The sequence below is a fragment of the Pseudomonas sp. URMO17WK12:I6 genome, from assembly GCF_003253625.1.
Taxonomy (GTDB): domain Bacteria; phylum Pseudomonadota; class Gammaproteobacteria; order Pseudomonadales; family Pseudomonadaceae; genus Aquipseudomonas.
The window spans coordinates 63354-76566 of sequence record NZ_QKYZ01000014.1; the positions used below are offsets into that span (position 1 = coordinate 63354).

At 59.3% G+C, this 13213-nt stretch carries 16 protein-coding genes; 10 read left to right on the top strand and 6 right to left on the bottom strand.

What is annotated here, in order from left to right:
• Positions 1-67 precede the first annotated feature (67 nt).
• The gene (locus F475_RS22800; RefSeq protein WP_018926454.1) at positions 68-445 is read right to left on the bottom strand and encodes a hypothetical protein; all 378 of its coding nucleotides are present in this window, start codon (positions 443-445) and stop codon (positions 68-70) included.
• Between the two features lie 201 nt (positions 446-646).
• On the opposite strand from F475_RS22800, the gene F475_RS22805 reads away from it, so the two are divergent.
• The 3 genes from F475_RS22805 to def all read left to right on the top strand — a co-directional run bounded on the left by F475_RS22805 (position 647) and on the right by def (position 2484).
• Positions 647-838, top strand: coding sequence for a CsbD family protein (locus F475_RS22805; RefSeq protein ID WP_018926453.1), 192 nt, complete (start codon positions 647-649; stop codon positions 836-838).
• Between the two features lie 165 nt (positions 839-1003).
• Positions 1004-1948 carry a YihY/virulence factor BrkB family protein gene (locus F475_RS22810; RefSeq protein ID WP_018926452.1) on the top strand — a complete coding sequence of 315 codons (945 nt, stop codon included), beginning with the start codon at positions 1004-1006 and terminating at the stop codon, positions 1946-1948.
• Positions 1945-2484 (top strand): peptide deformylase, encoded by a 540-nt coding sequence (def, locus tag F475_RS22815; protein WP_018926451.1) that lies wholly within the window; start codon positions 1945-1947, stop codon positions 2482-2484. Before F475_RS22810 ends, def begins: the two co-directional genes overlap by 4 nt.
• A gap of 19 nt (positions 2485-2503) precedes the next feature.
• On the opposite strand, the gene F475_RS22820 is transcribed toward def, so the two are convergent.
• The gene (locus F475_RS22820) at positions 2504-2923 is read right to left on the bottom strand and encodes a GNAT family N-acetyltransferase (protein ID WP_019581452.1); all 420 of its coding nucleotides are present in this window, start codon (positions 2921-2923) and stop codon (positions 2504-2506) included.
• Between the two features lie 340 nt (positions 2924-3263).
• Between F475_RS22820 and F475_RS22825 the strand changes: the two genes are divergently transcribed.
• The 4 genes from F475_RS22825 (at position 3264) to F475_RS22840 (ending at position 6726) form a co-directional block, all read left to right on the top strand.
• On the top strand, positions 3264-4205 hold the full coding sequence (locus F475_RS22825) for a fatty acid desaturase (RefSeq protein WP_111454770.1): 942 nt from the start codon (positions 3264-3266) through the stop codon (positions 4203-4205).
• 24 nt (positions 4206-4229) lie between these two features.
• The gene (locus F475_RS22830; protein ID WP_111454771.1) at positions 4230-5021 is read left to right on the top strand and encodes a phosphate/phosphite/phosphonate ABC transporter substrate-binding protein; all 792 of its coding nucleotides are present in this window, start codon (positions 4230-4232) and stop codon (positions 5019-5021) included.
• Between the two features lie 131 nt (positions 5022-5152).
• Entirely contained in the window at positions 5153-5716 is a 564-nt protein-coding gene (locus tag F475_RS22835; protein WP_111454772.1) for a sigma-70 family RNA polymerase sigma factor, read from the top strand.
• Positions 5713-6726 carry an ABC transporter substrate-binding protein gene (locus tag F475_RS22840; protein WP_064616399.1) on the top strand — a complete coding sequence of 338 codons (1014 nt, stop codon included), beginning with the start codon at positions 5713-5715 and terminating at the stop codon, positions 6724-6726. Before F475_RS22835 ends, F475_RS22840 begins: the two co-directional genes overlap by 4 nt.
• Positions 6727-6783: 57 nt before the next feature.
• Here the strand turns inward: F475_RS22840 and gstA are convergent, their stop codons facing one another.
• Positions 6784-7386, bottom strand: a complete 603-nt coding sequence (gstA, locus tag F475_RS22845) for a glutathione transferase GstA (protein ID WP_111454773.1) — start codon at positions 7384-7386, stop codon at positions 6784-6786.
• Between the two features lie 99 nt (positions 7387-7485).
• Between gstA and F475_RS22850 the strand changes: the two genes are divergently transcribed.
• Entirely contained in the window at positions 7486-8385 is a 900-nt protein-coding gene (locus tag F475_RS22850) for a LysR family transcriptional regulator (protein ID WP_111454774.1), read from the top strand.
• Between the two features lie 98 nt (positions 8386-8483).
• Here F475_RS22850 and F475_RS22855 read toward each other — a convergent pair whose 3' ends face one another.
• The 3 genes from F475_RS22855 to F475_RS22865 all read right to left on the bottom strand — a co-directional run bounded on the left by F475_RS22855 (position 8484) and on the right by F475_RS22865 (position 10999).
• Positions 8484-9227: an NAD(P)-dependent oxidoreductase gene (locus F475_RS22855; RefSeq protein WP_018926442.1), complete on the bottom strand. Its 744-nt coding sequence runs from the start codon at positions 9225-9227 to the stop codon at positions 8484-8486.
• Positions 9228-9270: 43 nt separating this feature from the next.
• Positions 9271-9903, bottom strand: a complete 633-nt coding sequence (locus F475_RS22860) for a glutathione S-transferase family protein (protein ID WP_019651718.1) — start codon at positions 9901-9903, stop codon at positions 9271-9273.
• A gap of 64 nt (positions 9904-9967) precedes the next feature.
• Complete coding sequence (locus F475_RS22865; RefSeq protein ID WP_018926440.1) at positions 9968-10999, bottom strand: LacI family DNA-binding transcriptional regulator; 1032 nt, start codon at positions 10997-10999, stop codon at positions 9968-9970.
• 215 nt (positions 11000-11214) lie between these two features.
• Between F475_RS22865 and F475_RS22870 the strand changes: the two genes are divergently transcribed.
• Entirely contained in the window at positions 11215-11748 is a 534-nt protein-coding gene (locus tag F475_RS22870) for a gluconokinase (RefSeq protein WP_019581445.1), read from the top strand.
• 81 nt (positions 11749-11829) lie between these two features.
• Entirely contained in the window at positions 11830-13182 is a 1353-nt protein-coding gene (locus tag F475_RS22875; protein WP_111454775.1) for a GntP family permease, read from the top strand.
• Positions 13183-13213 lie beyond the last annotated feature (31 nt).

A 13213-nucleotide genomic window follows, 5' to 3' on the forward strand; every position in this document is an offset into this window, starting at 1 on the left:
GGGCGTTACGCACTCCAGCGGGAGCAAGCGCCCTCGCCACAGGGGACTCTTTGATGGCTTGAGAGGATTACTGGCGGAACTGCGCGAAATTGACGTTGGTGCCCGCCGGACGCATGTCCTGCAGGTACGAGTCCTTGTCGGCGCTCAGTTCCAGGCTCAGGGCGGCCTTGCGTTTACCCTGGTTGCGCACCACCAGGCCTTCGAGCTTCTCGCGCAGGAACACCGTCGGCACTTTCAGGTGCAGCAGTTCGTCGGTATCCGGGGTGTGCATCAGCAAGTGAATCCATTCGTACTGACCAATGGCCAGCCGCGCGACCGGGATATCGAACCAGAAAATGTTGCGGTTACGGTTCAATTCGGTGAAATGGCAGTTGTTGACGCCAAGCACGGCACCGCCAAGTTCCTGGTTTCTGCGGGCAATGGCCTGCTTTTTATCGAGTTTCATAACGTTCCTACGGGATTGGATCTTCAGCGCCATGGCCTGAATACGTTGCGCATTCTCGGGGCAAAGACTGCAAACATAAAGCCTAACCTGCCTTGCGCGATGAAATGTTCTGTTGGGAAATAAATGAAACTCCGCGCAAAGGCTTTCGGTCCACTCTTATGTAACGACTTTCCCCGTTGAAATGTTCTCAGGAGACATACCATGAGCAGCACTGGCGATAAAGTTAAAGGCATGGCAAACGAAGCGGTCGGCAACGTCAAGCAAGGCGTCGGCAAGGCCACCGGGAATGACAAAATGCGCGCCGAAGGCGTCAGGCAGGAACAGAAAGGCGAAGCCCAGCAAGCGATCGGTAAGGTCAAGGATGCTCTTAAAAAAGGCATCGATAAGGCTTGATCCGGTCTTTGACGAGTAACACAAACGGCCATCCGCGGATGGCCGTTTTTGTGTCAGCTTGAACTTGAGCAAGGAAATTGTTTCAAAGTCGCCAAGTAGGCTACTTTGTTGTAGAAAACGGCCCCTGAGTCGCCATGACTTCAACTTTTTTGCGGCGAGACGCTAATGTTTTTCCCGACCATGAAAGGTCTGCCCCTGCATCGCGTGATGATGCGCACGGTCACCGAGTTCGTCGCCGACGAGATGTCGACCTATGCCTCGGCGCTCGCCTATCAGATGCTGTTCTCGCTGTTTCCTTTCATCCTGTTCCTGATTGCCCTGATCGGCTTCCTGCACTTGCCGGACTTCTTCTCCTGGCTGCGCCTGCAATCGGAACTGGTGCTGCCGCCCCAGGCGCTGGAACAGGTGAACCCGGTGATCGACCAGCTCCAGCAATCCAAGGGTGGTTTGCTCTCGGTGGGTATTGTGATCGCCCTGTGGACCGCGTCCGCTGGTGTGCGGCTGATGATGAGTGCGATGAACGCCGCGTACGACGTGGTTGAAGGCCGTCCGGTGTGGAAGCGTTTTCCGCTGTCGATTTTCTACACCATCGGCATTGCCGGCATGCTGCTGGCCGCCGCTGCGCTGATGGTGCTCGGGCCGCAGGTGATGGCCTGGATCGCTTCGCAGGTGGGCCTTGAAGATTTCATTGTGACCGTCTGGACCATCGCGCGCTGGCCGGTGATCGTGATTCTATTGATGATGGCAGTGGCGCTGATTTACTACGTCATGCCCGACGTCAAACAAGAGTTTCGCTTCATCACCCCGGGTGCGGTGTTGTCCGTGGTGGTCTGGATCGTCGCTTCGCTGGGCTTCGGTCTGTACGTCAAAACCTTCGCCAACTACAACGCCATGTATGGCAGTATCGGCGCGATCATCGTGTTGTTGCTGTACTTCTATATTTCCGCCGCGGTGCTGCTGCTCGGTGCGGAAATGAACGCGGTGATCGAGCACATGTCATCCGAAGGCAAGAAACCCGGTGAAAAGGTGCACGAAGAACCCAAACAGCATGTCTCAGGACTGGGGCGAGATCACTCAATCCAGCCGACCACTGACGAAGTCATAAAATGATCCGTGAAATTCTGAAAATGGGCGATGAACGCCTGCTGCGCATCGCTCCGCCGGTGCCGGCGGAAATGTTCGACAGCCCCGAATTGTGGCAACTGATCGATGACATGTTCCAGACCATGGAAAGCGTCGGCGGGGTCGGCCTGGCCGCGCCGCAGATCGGTGTCGACCTGCAACTGGTGATCTTCGGTTTCGAGCACAGCGAGCGCTATCCGGACGCCGAAGCGGTGCCGCAGACGATTCTGATCAATCCGCTGATCACGCCCTTGAGCCCGACCCTCGAAGAGGGTTTCGAAGGCTGCCTGTCGGTGCCGGGCCTGCGTGGGGCGGTGGATCGCTATCAGCAGATTCGCTATGAAGGCTTTGATCCCAAGGGCGAGCCGATCGTGCGTATTGCCTCCGGATTTCATGCACGGGTGGTGCAGCATGAATGCGATCACCTGATCGGCCGGTTATACCCCTCGCGCATCACCGACTTCAGCAAGTTCGGGTTTACCGAAGTGATGTTCCCGGACCTTGATCCTGCGGCGGACGATTGAATCGCTAAAGGATCGCTGTTCATGCCGAACCTGGTTGCAAACCCATGGCAATCATCGGTTTGCTGCGCGCATAACGGCTCAACCGTTCGGCCAGGGCGTAGGGCAGGGGCGGGTCGAAGGTAAAACCACGACGCTCATAAAAGCCACGCAAATCCGGATGGCAGAACAGCCAGACCGGTTCTTCAAGGTGCTTGACGGCGTGGGCGATCAACGTCGCGGCGATTCCTTGTTCGCGACAGCTCGGGTCGACAAACAGCCCGGTCAGCCAATGCCCGCCGGCCACCGGCCGCAAACACAGCGCCGCGATGATCTCTTCACGTCTTGCGACCCACAATTGAGCGTCTCGCACCGCTTTCATCGACGATTGGTGGGCGCGGTAAAACTTGTTCATCAACGGCCATAACGGCGCGTCGAGCACGGTGTACTGGGTGTTGGGCATGGGCTCGGACAGTCGGTGGGCAGGGCACAGATTATAAAAGAACACGCGCGCCGGGATAGGTGTATACCTGATCTCACATCCCCTGTTAGTGGAGTACGCATCATGTCCAAAGGTATGGAATCAAAGAAAGCCGCGAAGAAAAAACCGGCGAAAACCGCAATTGAAAAACGCGCGGACAAGAAAGCCAAGAAGGTGAATGTGTTCGGCCACTGATCCCGCGTCCATGGAGCCCGAGTCCTCGGGCTCCTGTTTTTTGCGTCTATCGAAATAACCAAACAATCTGCAAGAAATCCCGGCGCCGTTGCACAGAGGGGGATTGGTTCCCGTTCTGAGCAAAGCCATGCCCCATTACTTTGACGCTGCCCATCGTGAAGAAATCGAAACCCTGCGCCAACGTTTCACCGCTCGCACCGAGTGGCCGACCTGGCTGTTGCTGATCGGCGTTTACGTCGGCTGGTTCAGTATTGTGCTGGGCAGTGCCCGGTTGGGGCTCTGGTGGAGCACGTTGTTGCTGATTCCACTGCTGGTGTTGTGGTTGTCGGTGCAGCACGAATTGCTGCACGGTCATCCCACCCGTTGGCCAATGCTGAATAAAGTCCTCGGTTATGCGCCGTTTGCGGTCTGGTATCCCTACACCTTGTACCGCGACAGCCATTTGCTGCATCACCGCGACGAAGACCTGACCATCCCAGGTAGCGACCCGGAAAGCCGTTACCTGAGCGCTGAACAGTGGCAGCGCAGTTCGCTGTTCGAACAGGGCCTGCACTGGCTGAACAAAACCGTGCTGGGGCGCTTGGCCCTCGGTGCGCCACTGGCCTTGCTGGCGCTGGCGCGGGAGGAGCTGCAACGGCTGAAAACGGGTGAGCGCCAAGCCTGGTTGATGTGGCTGAGCCATGGTGCGCTGACGCTGCTGATGCTGGCGTTCATCGCGCGCTACAGCGTGCTGCCGGTTTGGTATTACCTGTTGCTGATCAGCGTGCCGGCGCTGTCGATTGCAATGATTCGCTCCTACTATGAACACCGTCCGCATGCGCAACCGGAGCAACGCACCGTCATCAATGAAGCAGGGTGGCCGTGGCGCTGGCTGTTCCTGAATCTCAATCTGCACCTGGTGCACCATGACTTGCCGGGGTTGCCCTGGTACGACTTGCCACGGGTGTACCGCGCGCATCGCGATCAATGGCTGGCGCGCAGTGGCGGGTTTCTGGTGCGGGGTTATGGCCAGTGGGTGCGTTGGCACGGGGTGAGGGCGATTGACAGTCCGCGGCATCCGTTTCATTGATTTTCACTGGTGAAGAAATATTCGATGACACAACACCTTGCTGAATTACTGATGTACGTCGCTCCCGAGCCGATCCACCAAGCCAACGAGCGTTGGCTGTCGCAGATACTCGAACAGCTCGGCAGCACTCGCCTTGATGCCGAAGAACTGTCGCTGATGGACCTTTGGCTATCCCCGCACCTGCTGCTGACCCAAACCTGTGGTTACCCGTTGATGACAGCCTTGCGCGGTCGCGTCCGGGTCATTGGTCGTCCTCGTTATGAACTGCCGGACAGCAGCGGCGGCAACCATTGCAGCCTGTTGCTGACTCGCGCCGATGATCCTCGAAGAACCTTGTCGGCCTTGCGCGGCAGTCGCGGCGTGATCAACGGCGAAGACTCCAACAGTGGCATGAACCTGTTGCGTCACCGACTGGCGCCGTTGCACCGCGACGGGCAGTTTTTTGCCCGTGTCGCCATCAGCGGCAGCCACCGCGAAAGCCTGCGCTGGCTGCGTGACGACCTGGCGGACCTGGCCGCCATCGACAGCGTGACCTTCGCCTATCTGGCGCAGCACGCCCAGGCAGAAGTCGCTGGCTTGAGAATATTGGCGCGCACCGCGTTCAGTCCGACGTTGCCGTACATCGCGGCGGCTGACACCACTGATGTGCAGGCTGAACAGCTTCGACAGGTGATGAACCAGACATTGAAGGAACTGCCCGAGGTCGCCGAGACGTTGGGCCTGCAAGAAGTGTTGCCCGCCAGCGAGAGCGACTATCAGATTATTCTCGATTATCAGCGGGACGCCGAAGCGCTGGGGTATGGGCGGTTGCGATGAGGCTCATTCATGTAAATTCATTTATGGAATATAAAAATTCATTTTAAGTATTTTTAATGAATAAGGCTCCTTGCTAGGATCGCGCCACCGGATCACCGGACATTCAGCGACCCCTAACCCAAGGAGCCCCTATGTCCGGCGCCGACGTTTCCCATCGCAACGACGTGGGCGGATTGTTCCGCGCCCACTACACCTGGCTGTGCGCACGCCTGCGCCGATATCTGGGAGCCAGTCCCAGTGTCGAAGACATTGCCGCCGAAACCTTCGTGCAATTGCTCGAGTCGCCAGGCCTGACGCCGATTCGCGAACCCCGCGCCTTACTCACTACCATCGCCCAGCGATTGATTTATCAGCTGTGGCGCCATCGGGATCTGGAACGCCAACACCTCGAGCAGTTACTGCCGACTGATCCGATTGGCGGGCCATCGCCTGAAGACCTGGCGCAGTTCTCCCAGACCCTGAAGCACCTGGATCGAACCCTCGGCCGCCTGCCGGGCCAGGTCAGGGCAACGTTTCTGCTGTCGCGAGTCGACGGCCTGACCTACCCACAAATTGCCGCCGAACTGGGCATTTCCCAGCGTTCGGTCAGCGTCTACATGACCCGTTCCCAGGCTCTGTGCACGCTGCACAGCGCCAACGAACCCCTGAACCGAACGTCCTTGAACCGAACACCCCAGACCCGGAGGTCCGCATGAGATCGATCAAAACCCTGCTCGGCAGTTCGCTGCTGGCCCTGAGCCTTGTGGCTGGCCATGTTCCCGCCGCAGAAAAAGCCACACCCATCCATTTCGGCGACATCACCTGGGAAAGCGGCAGCCTGATCACCGAGATCCTGCGGCTGATCGTCGAGAAAGGTTATGGCTACCCAACCGACACCTTGCCCGGCAGCACCGTCAGCCTCGAAGCCGCGTTGGCCAAGAACGACATTCAGGTGATCGGCGAAGAATGGGCCGGGCGCAGTCCGGCCTGGGTCAAGGCGGCATCGGAGGGCAAAGTGTTTGGTTTGGGCGATACCGTCAAAGGCGCCACCGAAGGCTGGTGGGTGCCGGAATACGTGATCAAGGGCGACCCGGAGCGCGGCATTAAGCCCTTGGCGCCGGAGCTGAAATCCGTCGCCGACCTGGCCCGCTACAAGGACGTATTCCGCGACCCCGAAGACCCAAGCCGCGGACGCTTCCTCAACAGCCCGACCGGCTGGACGTCGGAGATCGTCAACAGCCAGAAACTCAAGGCCTATGACCTGACCGCCAGCTACGTTAACTTCCGCACCGGTTCCGGCGCGGCGCTGGATGCCGAGGTCGCTTCATCGATCCGCCGGGGCAAACCGGTGCTGTTCTACTACTGGTCGCCGACGCCACTGTTGGGCCGCTTCAAATTGGTGAAACTCGAAGAGCCACCGTTCGACGCGCAAGCCTGGAAAACCCTGGCCGATGCCAACAATCCGAACCCCAAGGGCACGCGTTCGATGCCGGCCAGCCTGGCCATCGGCGTGTCGGCACCGTTCAAGGCGCAGTACCCGGACCTGGTGGCGTTCTTCGAAAAGGTCGATTTGCCGATCGATCTGCTGAACCAGACCCTGGGGCAGATGAGCGAAAAACGCCAGCAACCGCGTCAGGTCGCCGAAGCGTTTTTGCGCGATCAGCCGCAAGTGTGGAAGGGCTGGGTGCCGGGTGAGGTGGCGAGCAAAGTGAGTGCGAGTTTGTAGTTCAGCGGTGTTTGATAGATAGCTATCGCGGGCTTGCCCGCGAAGCGATCTAAAGCCTTACACCAACTCCGCCGCCAACGCCGCTTTCACGCTTGGCCGCTGATCAACCCGCGCCTGAAACCGGGCCAACGCCGGCCAATCATCCAGATCAATCGCAAACAGCCGAGCCCAACGCAACACCGTAAACAGATACGCATCGGCAATGCTGAACCCGCCGGCCATCAAGTAGTCCTGCCGCTCCAGCGTCCGGCTCAACACGGCAAAGCGCTTGAACAGTTTCTCTTTGATGAGCGCCTTCACCTCGTCCGCAAACTGCGGATTGAACAGCCAACCCAGCCCGCCATGAATCTCGGTCGAAACGAAGTTCAGCCATTCCTGTAACCGCACCCGCTCGAACGTTCCGCTCGCCGGTGCCAGGTTTGCCTCCGGGTGCAGATCCGCCAGGTACTGCAGGATCGCCGGGCCTTCGGTCAGCACATCGCCGTTATCCAGCTGCAATGCCGCGACGTAGCCTTTGGGGTTAATGGCGAGGAAGTCATCGCCGGTGACGGTTTTCTTGCTGCTGTTGTCGACGCGGACCAACTCGAACGGCAGCTCCAGTTCGCGCAGCACAATGTGCGGCGCCAATGAGCAGGCTTGCGGGATGTAATACAACTTCATGGGCAGGGCTCTGGTTGCGGATTTGCGCCAGTGTCATAGTGCGCGGCACCCTCGGTAAAATTAATCTTTCAGAAAACTGCCATAAGGAAAGCTACTGCCATGATGAACTTGATGCATTGGCGAATGGTGGTGGCGGTGGCCGATACCGGCAACATTACCCGCGCCGCTGAACGGGTCGGCATAACCCAATCCGGTGCCAGCCAGGCACTGGCCTTGATTGAAGAAACCCTGGGCGTTCAGCTGTTCAGCCGGGAAAACCGCCAGACCTTGCCGACCGCCATCGGCTTGCCGGTGATCGAACAGGCACGAACCATGCTCGGTGCCCTGGAAAACATCCGCAGCACCGTCGACGCCGCTAAAGGCATCCAGCGCGGGACGATTCGTCTGGCCAGTTTCCCTATGGTGCTGACGACGTTCCTGCCGCCACTGTTGCGCCAGTTCAATCGGCTGTATCCCGGCATTCAAGTGGTGGCGCTGGAGGTCAGCGACGATGAAGTGGAAACGTTGCTCAGTGCCGGGCTGGTGGATGTCGGTGTGGCGTTGAACCCGGCACCCGCGCGCAATGCCGGACGTTTGGGGCGTGATGCCTGGGTGGCGGTTTTGCCCGGTGGCCATCCCTTGGCGCGTCGCTCGAATGAAGAGGGCGTCTCACTGGCGGAACTGGCGCAGCAACCCTTTGTGCTGGCCACGGGCGGGTGCTCGACCAATGCCCGCAGCCTGGCGGCTGATGCCGGGTTGCAACTGCTGGATGTGCGGGCCGAGGTGCGTGAGTGGAGCAGTGCGTTCACCCTGGTGCGGGAAAACATCGGCGTGACCGTGGTGCCGGAAATGACCCTGCCGACTCATCGCCAAGGCTTGCGGATAGTGCCGGTGACGCCGCGCATCGACCGGGAGTTTGCCTTGGTGGTCGCGCCCGACAAAGAACCTTCGGCGGCGGTGCGGGCGCTGCTGAGGATGCTCGCAGAACATCAGTTATCGGCTGATTCGTCCGGGAACTGAAAAGGAGGGCGATCAACCCTTGCCGCCGAGCGGCAGAGGTCGACCGACCTCAGGCTACAGCGCAAGAACCACGTTGCCCGGATTCTGGAGACGCACCGTCAAGGAAACCCAATGGGAATGTCGAACTCCTGAAATGCATCGTCCACCGGCCTATAACCCAACACCCGGGTAGTTTCACTGAGGTCCAGGCGTTTGAAACGGTTATTGGAGATACCGTGGGCGATCAGGTGTTGCACACCTTCGACCTCCACAGAGAGTTGCAGCAACTGCACTGCATCACGAGGGCTGAGCCATGCACTCAGGTCGCGAGCGTTGGTCAATTCGTGACGGTCCGCAAACTCGAAAGCGCCGATGCGTATGGCAATGCTCGAGAGGTTGTGTTTGGCAGCGTAGAACGCACACAAGGCTTCGCCATAACACTTGCTGACGCCATACAGATTGGCCGGCATCACCTGCATGCCCGGTGTGATCTGCCGGTCCACCGGATAGCCCTCGATGGTCTGCGCGCTGCTGGCGAACACCAATCGTTTACAACCCGCAGCCACGGCGGCTTCGAACAGGTAAGTGGTGGCCAGAATATTGTTGGGCAGTAACTCATCGAAAGAGGCGGTGGCGTGAGGGATGCCGGCCAGATGCACAATGACGTCGATGCCTTTCAGCACTTCGCTTATGGCGGTGAGGTCGGACAGGTCCAGGCGTACAAAGCGATGCGGTGCTTCGACATTGAAGTCGGGCTCGATGCGATCCGTCAGCACGAAGGTGTAGCGGTCCTGCGAAGCTTCAAAAAAGGTTTTGCCGATTCTGCCGCAGGCGCCGGTCAGCAGTACGTTGAGTCCGTTCATGGGGTTCTCTTTTTATGGAAGGGCAGAGGGAGCGGGTTTGGCGTTATGGCACGCCGTTGCAGGCGTGTTCCATGAACCCCGGTCGCAATGCCAGTCGTTGGCAATACGCGTCGACGGCGGGATAGTCCGGGCGTTCCATCGGGGTCATCCGCCAGCGGTTGACCGACAAGCCGATGAGGATATCGGCCAGGGTGAACCGAGGTCCGGCGACATACGCACCGGTCGACGCGAGTTGCTGTTCGAGGATGCCCATTTTCGCGTTCCAGCCGCGAACGCCATCGGCGATCCGCTGCGGATCCTGGAAGTTCGGCAATTGCCGCACCAGCGCAAAAAAGGCGTAGCCCCAGGACGGATTGAGTTCGGTGGCTTGCCAGTCCATCCACTGTTCCACGCGAGCGCGCGCCGCCGGCTCGATGGGCAACAGATCGGTGTTTTGGTATTTGCCGGCCAGATAGCGGCAGATGGTGTTGGACTCCCACAGCACGCCGGCTTCGTCGATGAGCACCGGCACCTGTGCGTTAGGGTTGAGCTGGAGAAACTCCGGACTCTGGGTCGAGGCAAAACCGCTGCCCCAGTCTTCCCGTTCGTAGGAAACGCCCAGTTCGTCGCAGGCCCACAGGACCTTTCTGACGTTGATTGACGAGGCCCTACCCAAAATCTTCAGCGCATGTCCCATTGAGCTTCTCCGTTTGCTGTTACAGGTGCCGGGAATCTAGCACGAGCAAAGGGACGATTGCGTATCAGGTACTCTCGCGCACCTTCAATTCAAACCCCATGTCCTGCACCGGTTTGGCCACCGAATTGCCGGCCATCAAGGTCAGCATCAACTCGGCCGAACGACGGCCAATGGCCTCTCGAGGCGTATTGATGCTACTCAGGCGCGGCACCATGTGTTCGGACATGGGCAGGTCGTTGAAGCCGAGGATCGCCACCTGTTCGGGGATCTTGATCCCGCAGCGCAAGGCTTCGAGCAGTGCGCCCTGGGCCAGGTCGTCGTTGCCGAAGAAAATCGCATCGAGGTCTGGATGCGCAGCCAGCAATTGCAGGAACAGTTCGCCACCGAGTCCGACCGATGAGGCCCGTGGCGTCAACACTTCCAGATCCGGGTCGTAGCGCCCGGCTTTTTGCAGCGCACGACGGAAACCTTCGCCCCGCAGCAACGTGCGCTGATCCAGCTGCGCTCCGATATAAGCCAGGCGTTTGCGACCGCGCGACAGCAAATGCTCGGCCGCTGTTTCGCCGGCGGCCAGCTGCGAAAAACCGACGCAATTGAGTCCCGCCGCACTGTCCAGTTCCATCATGTAGACGCAGGGAATGTTGCTGGCCTCGATCATCCGCCGCGAACTTTCGGTGCGGTCGAAACCGGTCAGCAGCAAGCCGCGCGGCTGATAAGCCATATAGTTGCGCAGCAGGTTTTCTTCTTCATCGCGCGAGTAATGGAAGTTACCGATCAGCACTTCGAAGCCCTTTGGTCGCAAAACCTGATGAATGGCTTCCAGCGTGTCGATGAACAGCAGGTTGGATAATGACGGTACCAACACCACGACGGAATGGCTCTGGGCCGAGGCCAGCGCGCGGGCGGCGGGGTTGACCACGTAGTTCAACTCGAGGGCAGCCTTCTGGACTTTTTCCACCAGTTCGGTGGCCACCGTGCTGACGCCACGCAGGGCGCGGGAGGCTGTAATCGGGCTGACACCGGCCAGGCGCGCGACTTCGTTGAGGGTAGGACGGCCAGTGGTTCGTGTATTTTTATCGTTTTTAGGGGTATTCATCGGACGGCTTGCCAAACAAAATTCAAGGCACTAAGGTAGCGCTGTCTCGATGCAGCTGCAAATGCGTGAGCGGGGTTTGCCTGATCCTCGCTTTTCGGCATCGAGAACGAACATGCTGCAACCCACAAAAATGACAAGAAGGCGTCGGCAACATCTGCTTTTGCACTAGAGTTTTACGTAGCAAAGGTAGCGCTGTCTGCGCGCTGAGGTGTTACATGAATCATCCCATCACCGCCCTGGTCATCATGGGCGTTGCCGGTTGCGGCAAGACGTGTGTCAGCCAGGCCCTGTGCCAGCTCAGCGGCGCAACCGCCATTGAAGGCGACACTTTCCACCCTGCCGCCAATATCGAAAAGATGAGCGCGGGTATCCCCCTGAACGACGAAGACCGTGCCGGCTGGCTCGACAGCCTGTGCGATGAACTGCGCCGCGTCGACGCCCGTGGCGAGCGCCCGGTGCTGACCTGTTCGGCCCTCAAACACAGTTACCGCGAACGCTTGCGCAGTGCCTTGCCGGGCCTGGGCTTTGTGTTCCTTGAGTTGACCCCTGAAGTCGCCGCCGATCGTGTCTCCCATCGGCCGGGCCACTTCATGCCGTCGACCCTGATCGACAGCCAGTTCGCCACCCTTGAATCGCCCGTTGGTGAGCCCCTGACCCTGGCTCTGGATGCTTCAAGTTACAGCGTCGACGAATTGGCCGCTCAGGCCCACCGTTGGTGGCTCGATCACGGCCTGAAACTCGCCAGTTGAGTTTTGCTGCAAAAGATAGCGCTGTCCTGACGGCTTCTGATTAATCGCTTTAATAACAACAACAAACAGGAGACACCCCCCATGTTTGGCATGTCCCACGAGTCGTTTCTGCTGCTCGATGCAGTGGTCACGGTGATCGGCTTGATTGTCCTGATCACCAAGTTCAAGTTTCACCCGTTCATTGCATTGATCATCGCCGCCGCGTTCCTCGGGCTGACCTCCGGCATGCCGATCGGCACCATCATCAAGGCGTTCCAGGATGGTTTCGGCGGCGTTCTCGGTTTCGTCGGGATCATTCTGGCGCTGGGCACCATGCTCGGCAAAATGATGGCCGAGTCCGGCGGGGCGGATCAGATCGCCCAGACCCTGATTCGGGCCTTCGGCAAGGACAAGGTGCAGTGGGCCATGATGTTCGCGGCCTTCCTGGTCGGCATCCCGCTGTTCTTCGAAATCGGCTTCGTGCTGCTGATCCCGCTGGTGTTCATCGTCGCCCGTCGTACCGGCGTGTCGATCATCAAGATCGGTATCCCGCTGCTGGCCGGTCTGTCCGCCGTGCACGGTCTGGTTCCTCCGCACCCGGGTCCGCTGCTGGCGATCGGCGTGTTCGGTGCCGACATTGGTAAAACCATTCTCTACGGCCTGATCGTTGCGCTGCCGACCGCCATCATCGCCGGTCCGATCTACGGTACGTTCATTTCCAAGTACATTCCCGGTCATCCAAACCAGGAATTGGTGGACCAACTGGCGCGGGAGTCGGATTCCGCCGATCTGCCGAGCTTCGGCATTACCCTGGTCACCGTGCTGTCGCCTGTGTTCCTGATGCTGCTCAAGACCTTTGCCGATGTGGTGCTGCCGGATGGCAACTTCTTCCGCACCTTCATGGACCTGATCGGTCACCCGATCTCGGCCCTCCTGTTGGCATTGCTGCTGTCGCTGTACACCTTCGGCTACAAGCAGGGCATCGGTTCGCAACAGATGCTCAAATGGCTGGACTCGAGCCTTGCGCCGACCGCCGCGATCATCCTGATCATCGGTGCCGGTGGCGGTTTCAAGCAGATGCTGGTGACCAGTGGTGTAGGTGATGTGATCGGTCACATGGCAGTGGCGGCTCAGATCTCGCCGATCCTGTTGGCCTGGCTGGTAGCCGCGGTGATTCGCATTGCGACCGGTTCGGCAACCGTGGCGACCATCACTGGCGCCGGCATCGTGGTGCCGGTAGTGGGGATGATTCCGGGAGTGAACCGTGAGCTGCTGGTGCTGGCCACCGGTGCCGGTTCGTTGATCCTGTCCCACGTCAACGACGCCGGTTTCTGGCTGGTGAAGCAGTACTTCAACATGACCGTGGCGGAAACCTTCAAGACCTGGACCGCGATGGAAACCATCCTGTCCGTGGTAGGCCTGGGCTTCATCCTGCTGTTGTCATTGTTCGTCTGACACGAACGGCCAACACAAAAAAACCGCAGCG

What these genes read in the sequence shown, in the direction of transcription:
- F475_RS22800 (WP_018926454.1), bottom strand. Translation starts at nt 445, where the DNA reads ATGAAACTCGATAAAAAGCAGGCCATTGCCCGCAGAAACCAGGAACTT.
- F475_RS22805 (WP_018926453.1), top strand. Translation starts at nt 647, where the DNA reads ATGAGCAGCACTGGCGATAAAGTTAAAGGCATGGCAAACGAAGCGGTC.
- F475_RS22810 (WP_018926452.1), top strand. Translation starts at nt 1,004, where the DNA reads ATGTTTTTCCCGACCATGAAAGGTCTGCCCCTGCATCGCGTGATGATG.
- def (WP_018926451.1), top strand. Translation starts at nt 1,945, where the DNA reads ATGATCCGTGAAATTCTGAAAATGGGCGATGAACGCCTGCTGCGCATC.
- F475_RS22820 (WP_019581452.1), bottom strand. Translation starts at nt 2,923, where the DNA reads ATGCCCAACACCCAGTACACCGTGCTCGACGCGCCGTTATGGCCGTTG.
- F475_RS22825 (WP_111454770.1), top strand. Translation starts at nt 3,264, where the DNA reads ATGCCCCATTACTTTGACGCTGCCCATCGTGAAGAAATCGAAACCCTG.
- F475_RS22830 (WP_111454771.1), top strand. Translation starts at nt 4,230, where the DNA reads ATGACACAACACCTTGCTGAATTACTGATGTACGTCGCTCCCGAGCCG.
- F475_RS22835 (WP_111454772.1), top strand. Translation starts at nt 5,153, where the DNA reads ATGTCCGGCGCCGACGTTTCCCATCGCAACGACGTGGGCGGATTGTTC.
- F475_RS22840 (WP_064616399.1), top strand. Translation starts at nt 5,713, where the DNA reads ATGAGATCGATCAAAACCCTGCTCGGCAGTTCGCTGCTGGCCCTGAGC.
- gstA (WP_111454773.1), bottom strand. Translation starts at nt 7,386, where the DNA reads ATGAAGTTGTATTACATCCCGCAAGCCTGCTCATTGGCGCCGCACATT.
- F475_RS22850 (WP_111454774.1), top strand. Translation starts at nt 7,486, where the DNA reads ATGATGAACTTGATGCATTGGCGAATGGTGGTGGCGGTGGCCGATACC.
- F475_RS22855 (WP_018926442.1), bottom strand. Translation starts at nt 9,227, where the DNA reads ATGAACGGACTCAACGTACTGCTGACCGGCGCCTGCGGCAGAATCGGC.
- F475_RS22860 (WP_019651718.1), bottom strand. Translation starts at nt 9,903, where the DNA reads ATGGGACATGCGCTGAAGATTTTGGGTAGGGCCTCGTCAATCAACGTC.
- F475_RS22865 (WP_018926440.1), bottom strand. Translation starts at nt 10,999, where the DNA reads ATGAATACCCCTAAAAACGATAAAAATACACGAACCACTGGCCGTCCT.
- F475_RS22870 (WP_019581445.1), top strand. Translation starts at nt 11,215, where the DNA reads ATGAATCATCCCATCACCGCCCTGGTCATCATGGGCGTTGCCGGTTGC.
- F475_RS22875 (WP_111454775.1), top strand. Translation starts at nt 11,830, where the DNA reads ATGTTTGGCATGTCCCACGAGTCGTTTCTGCTGCTCGATGCAGTGGTC.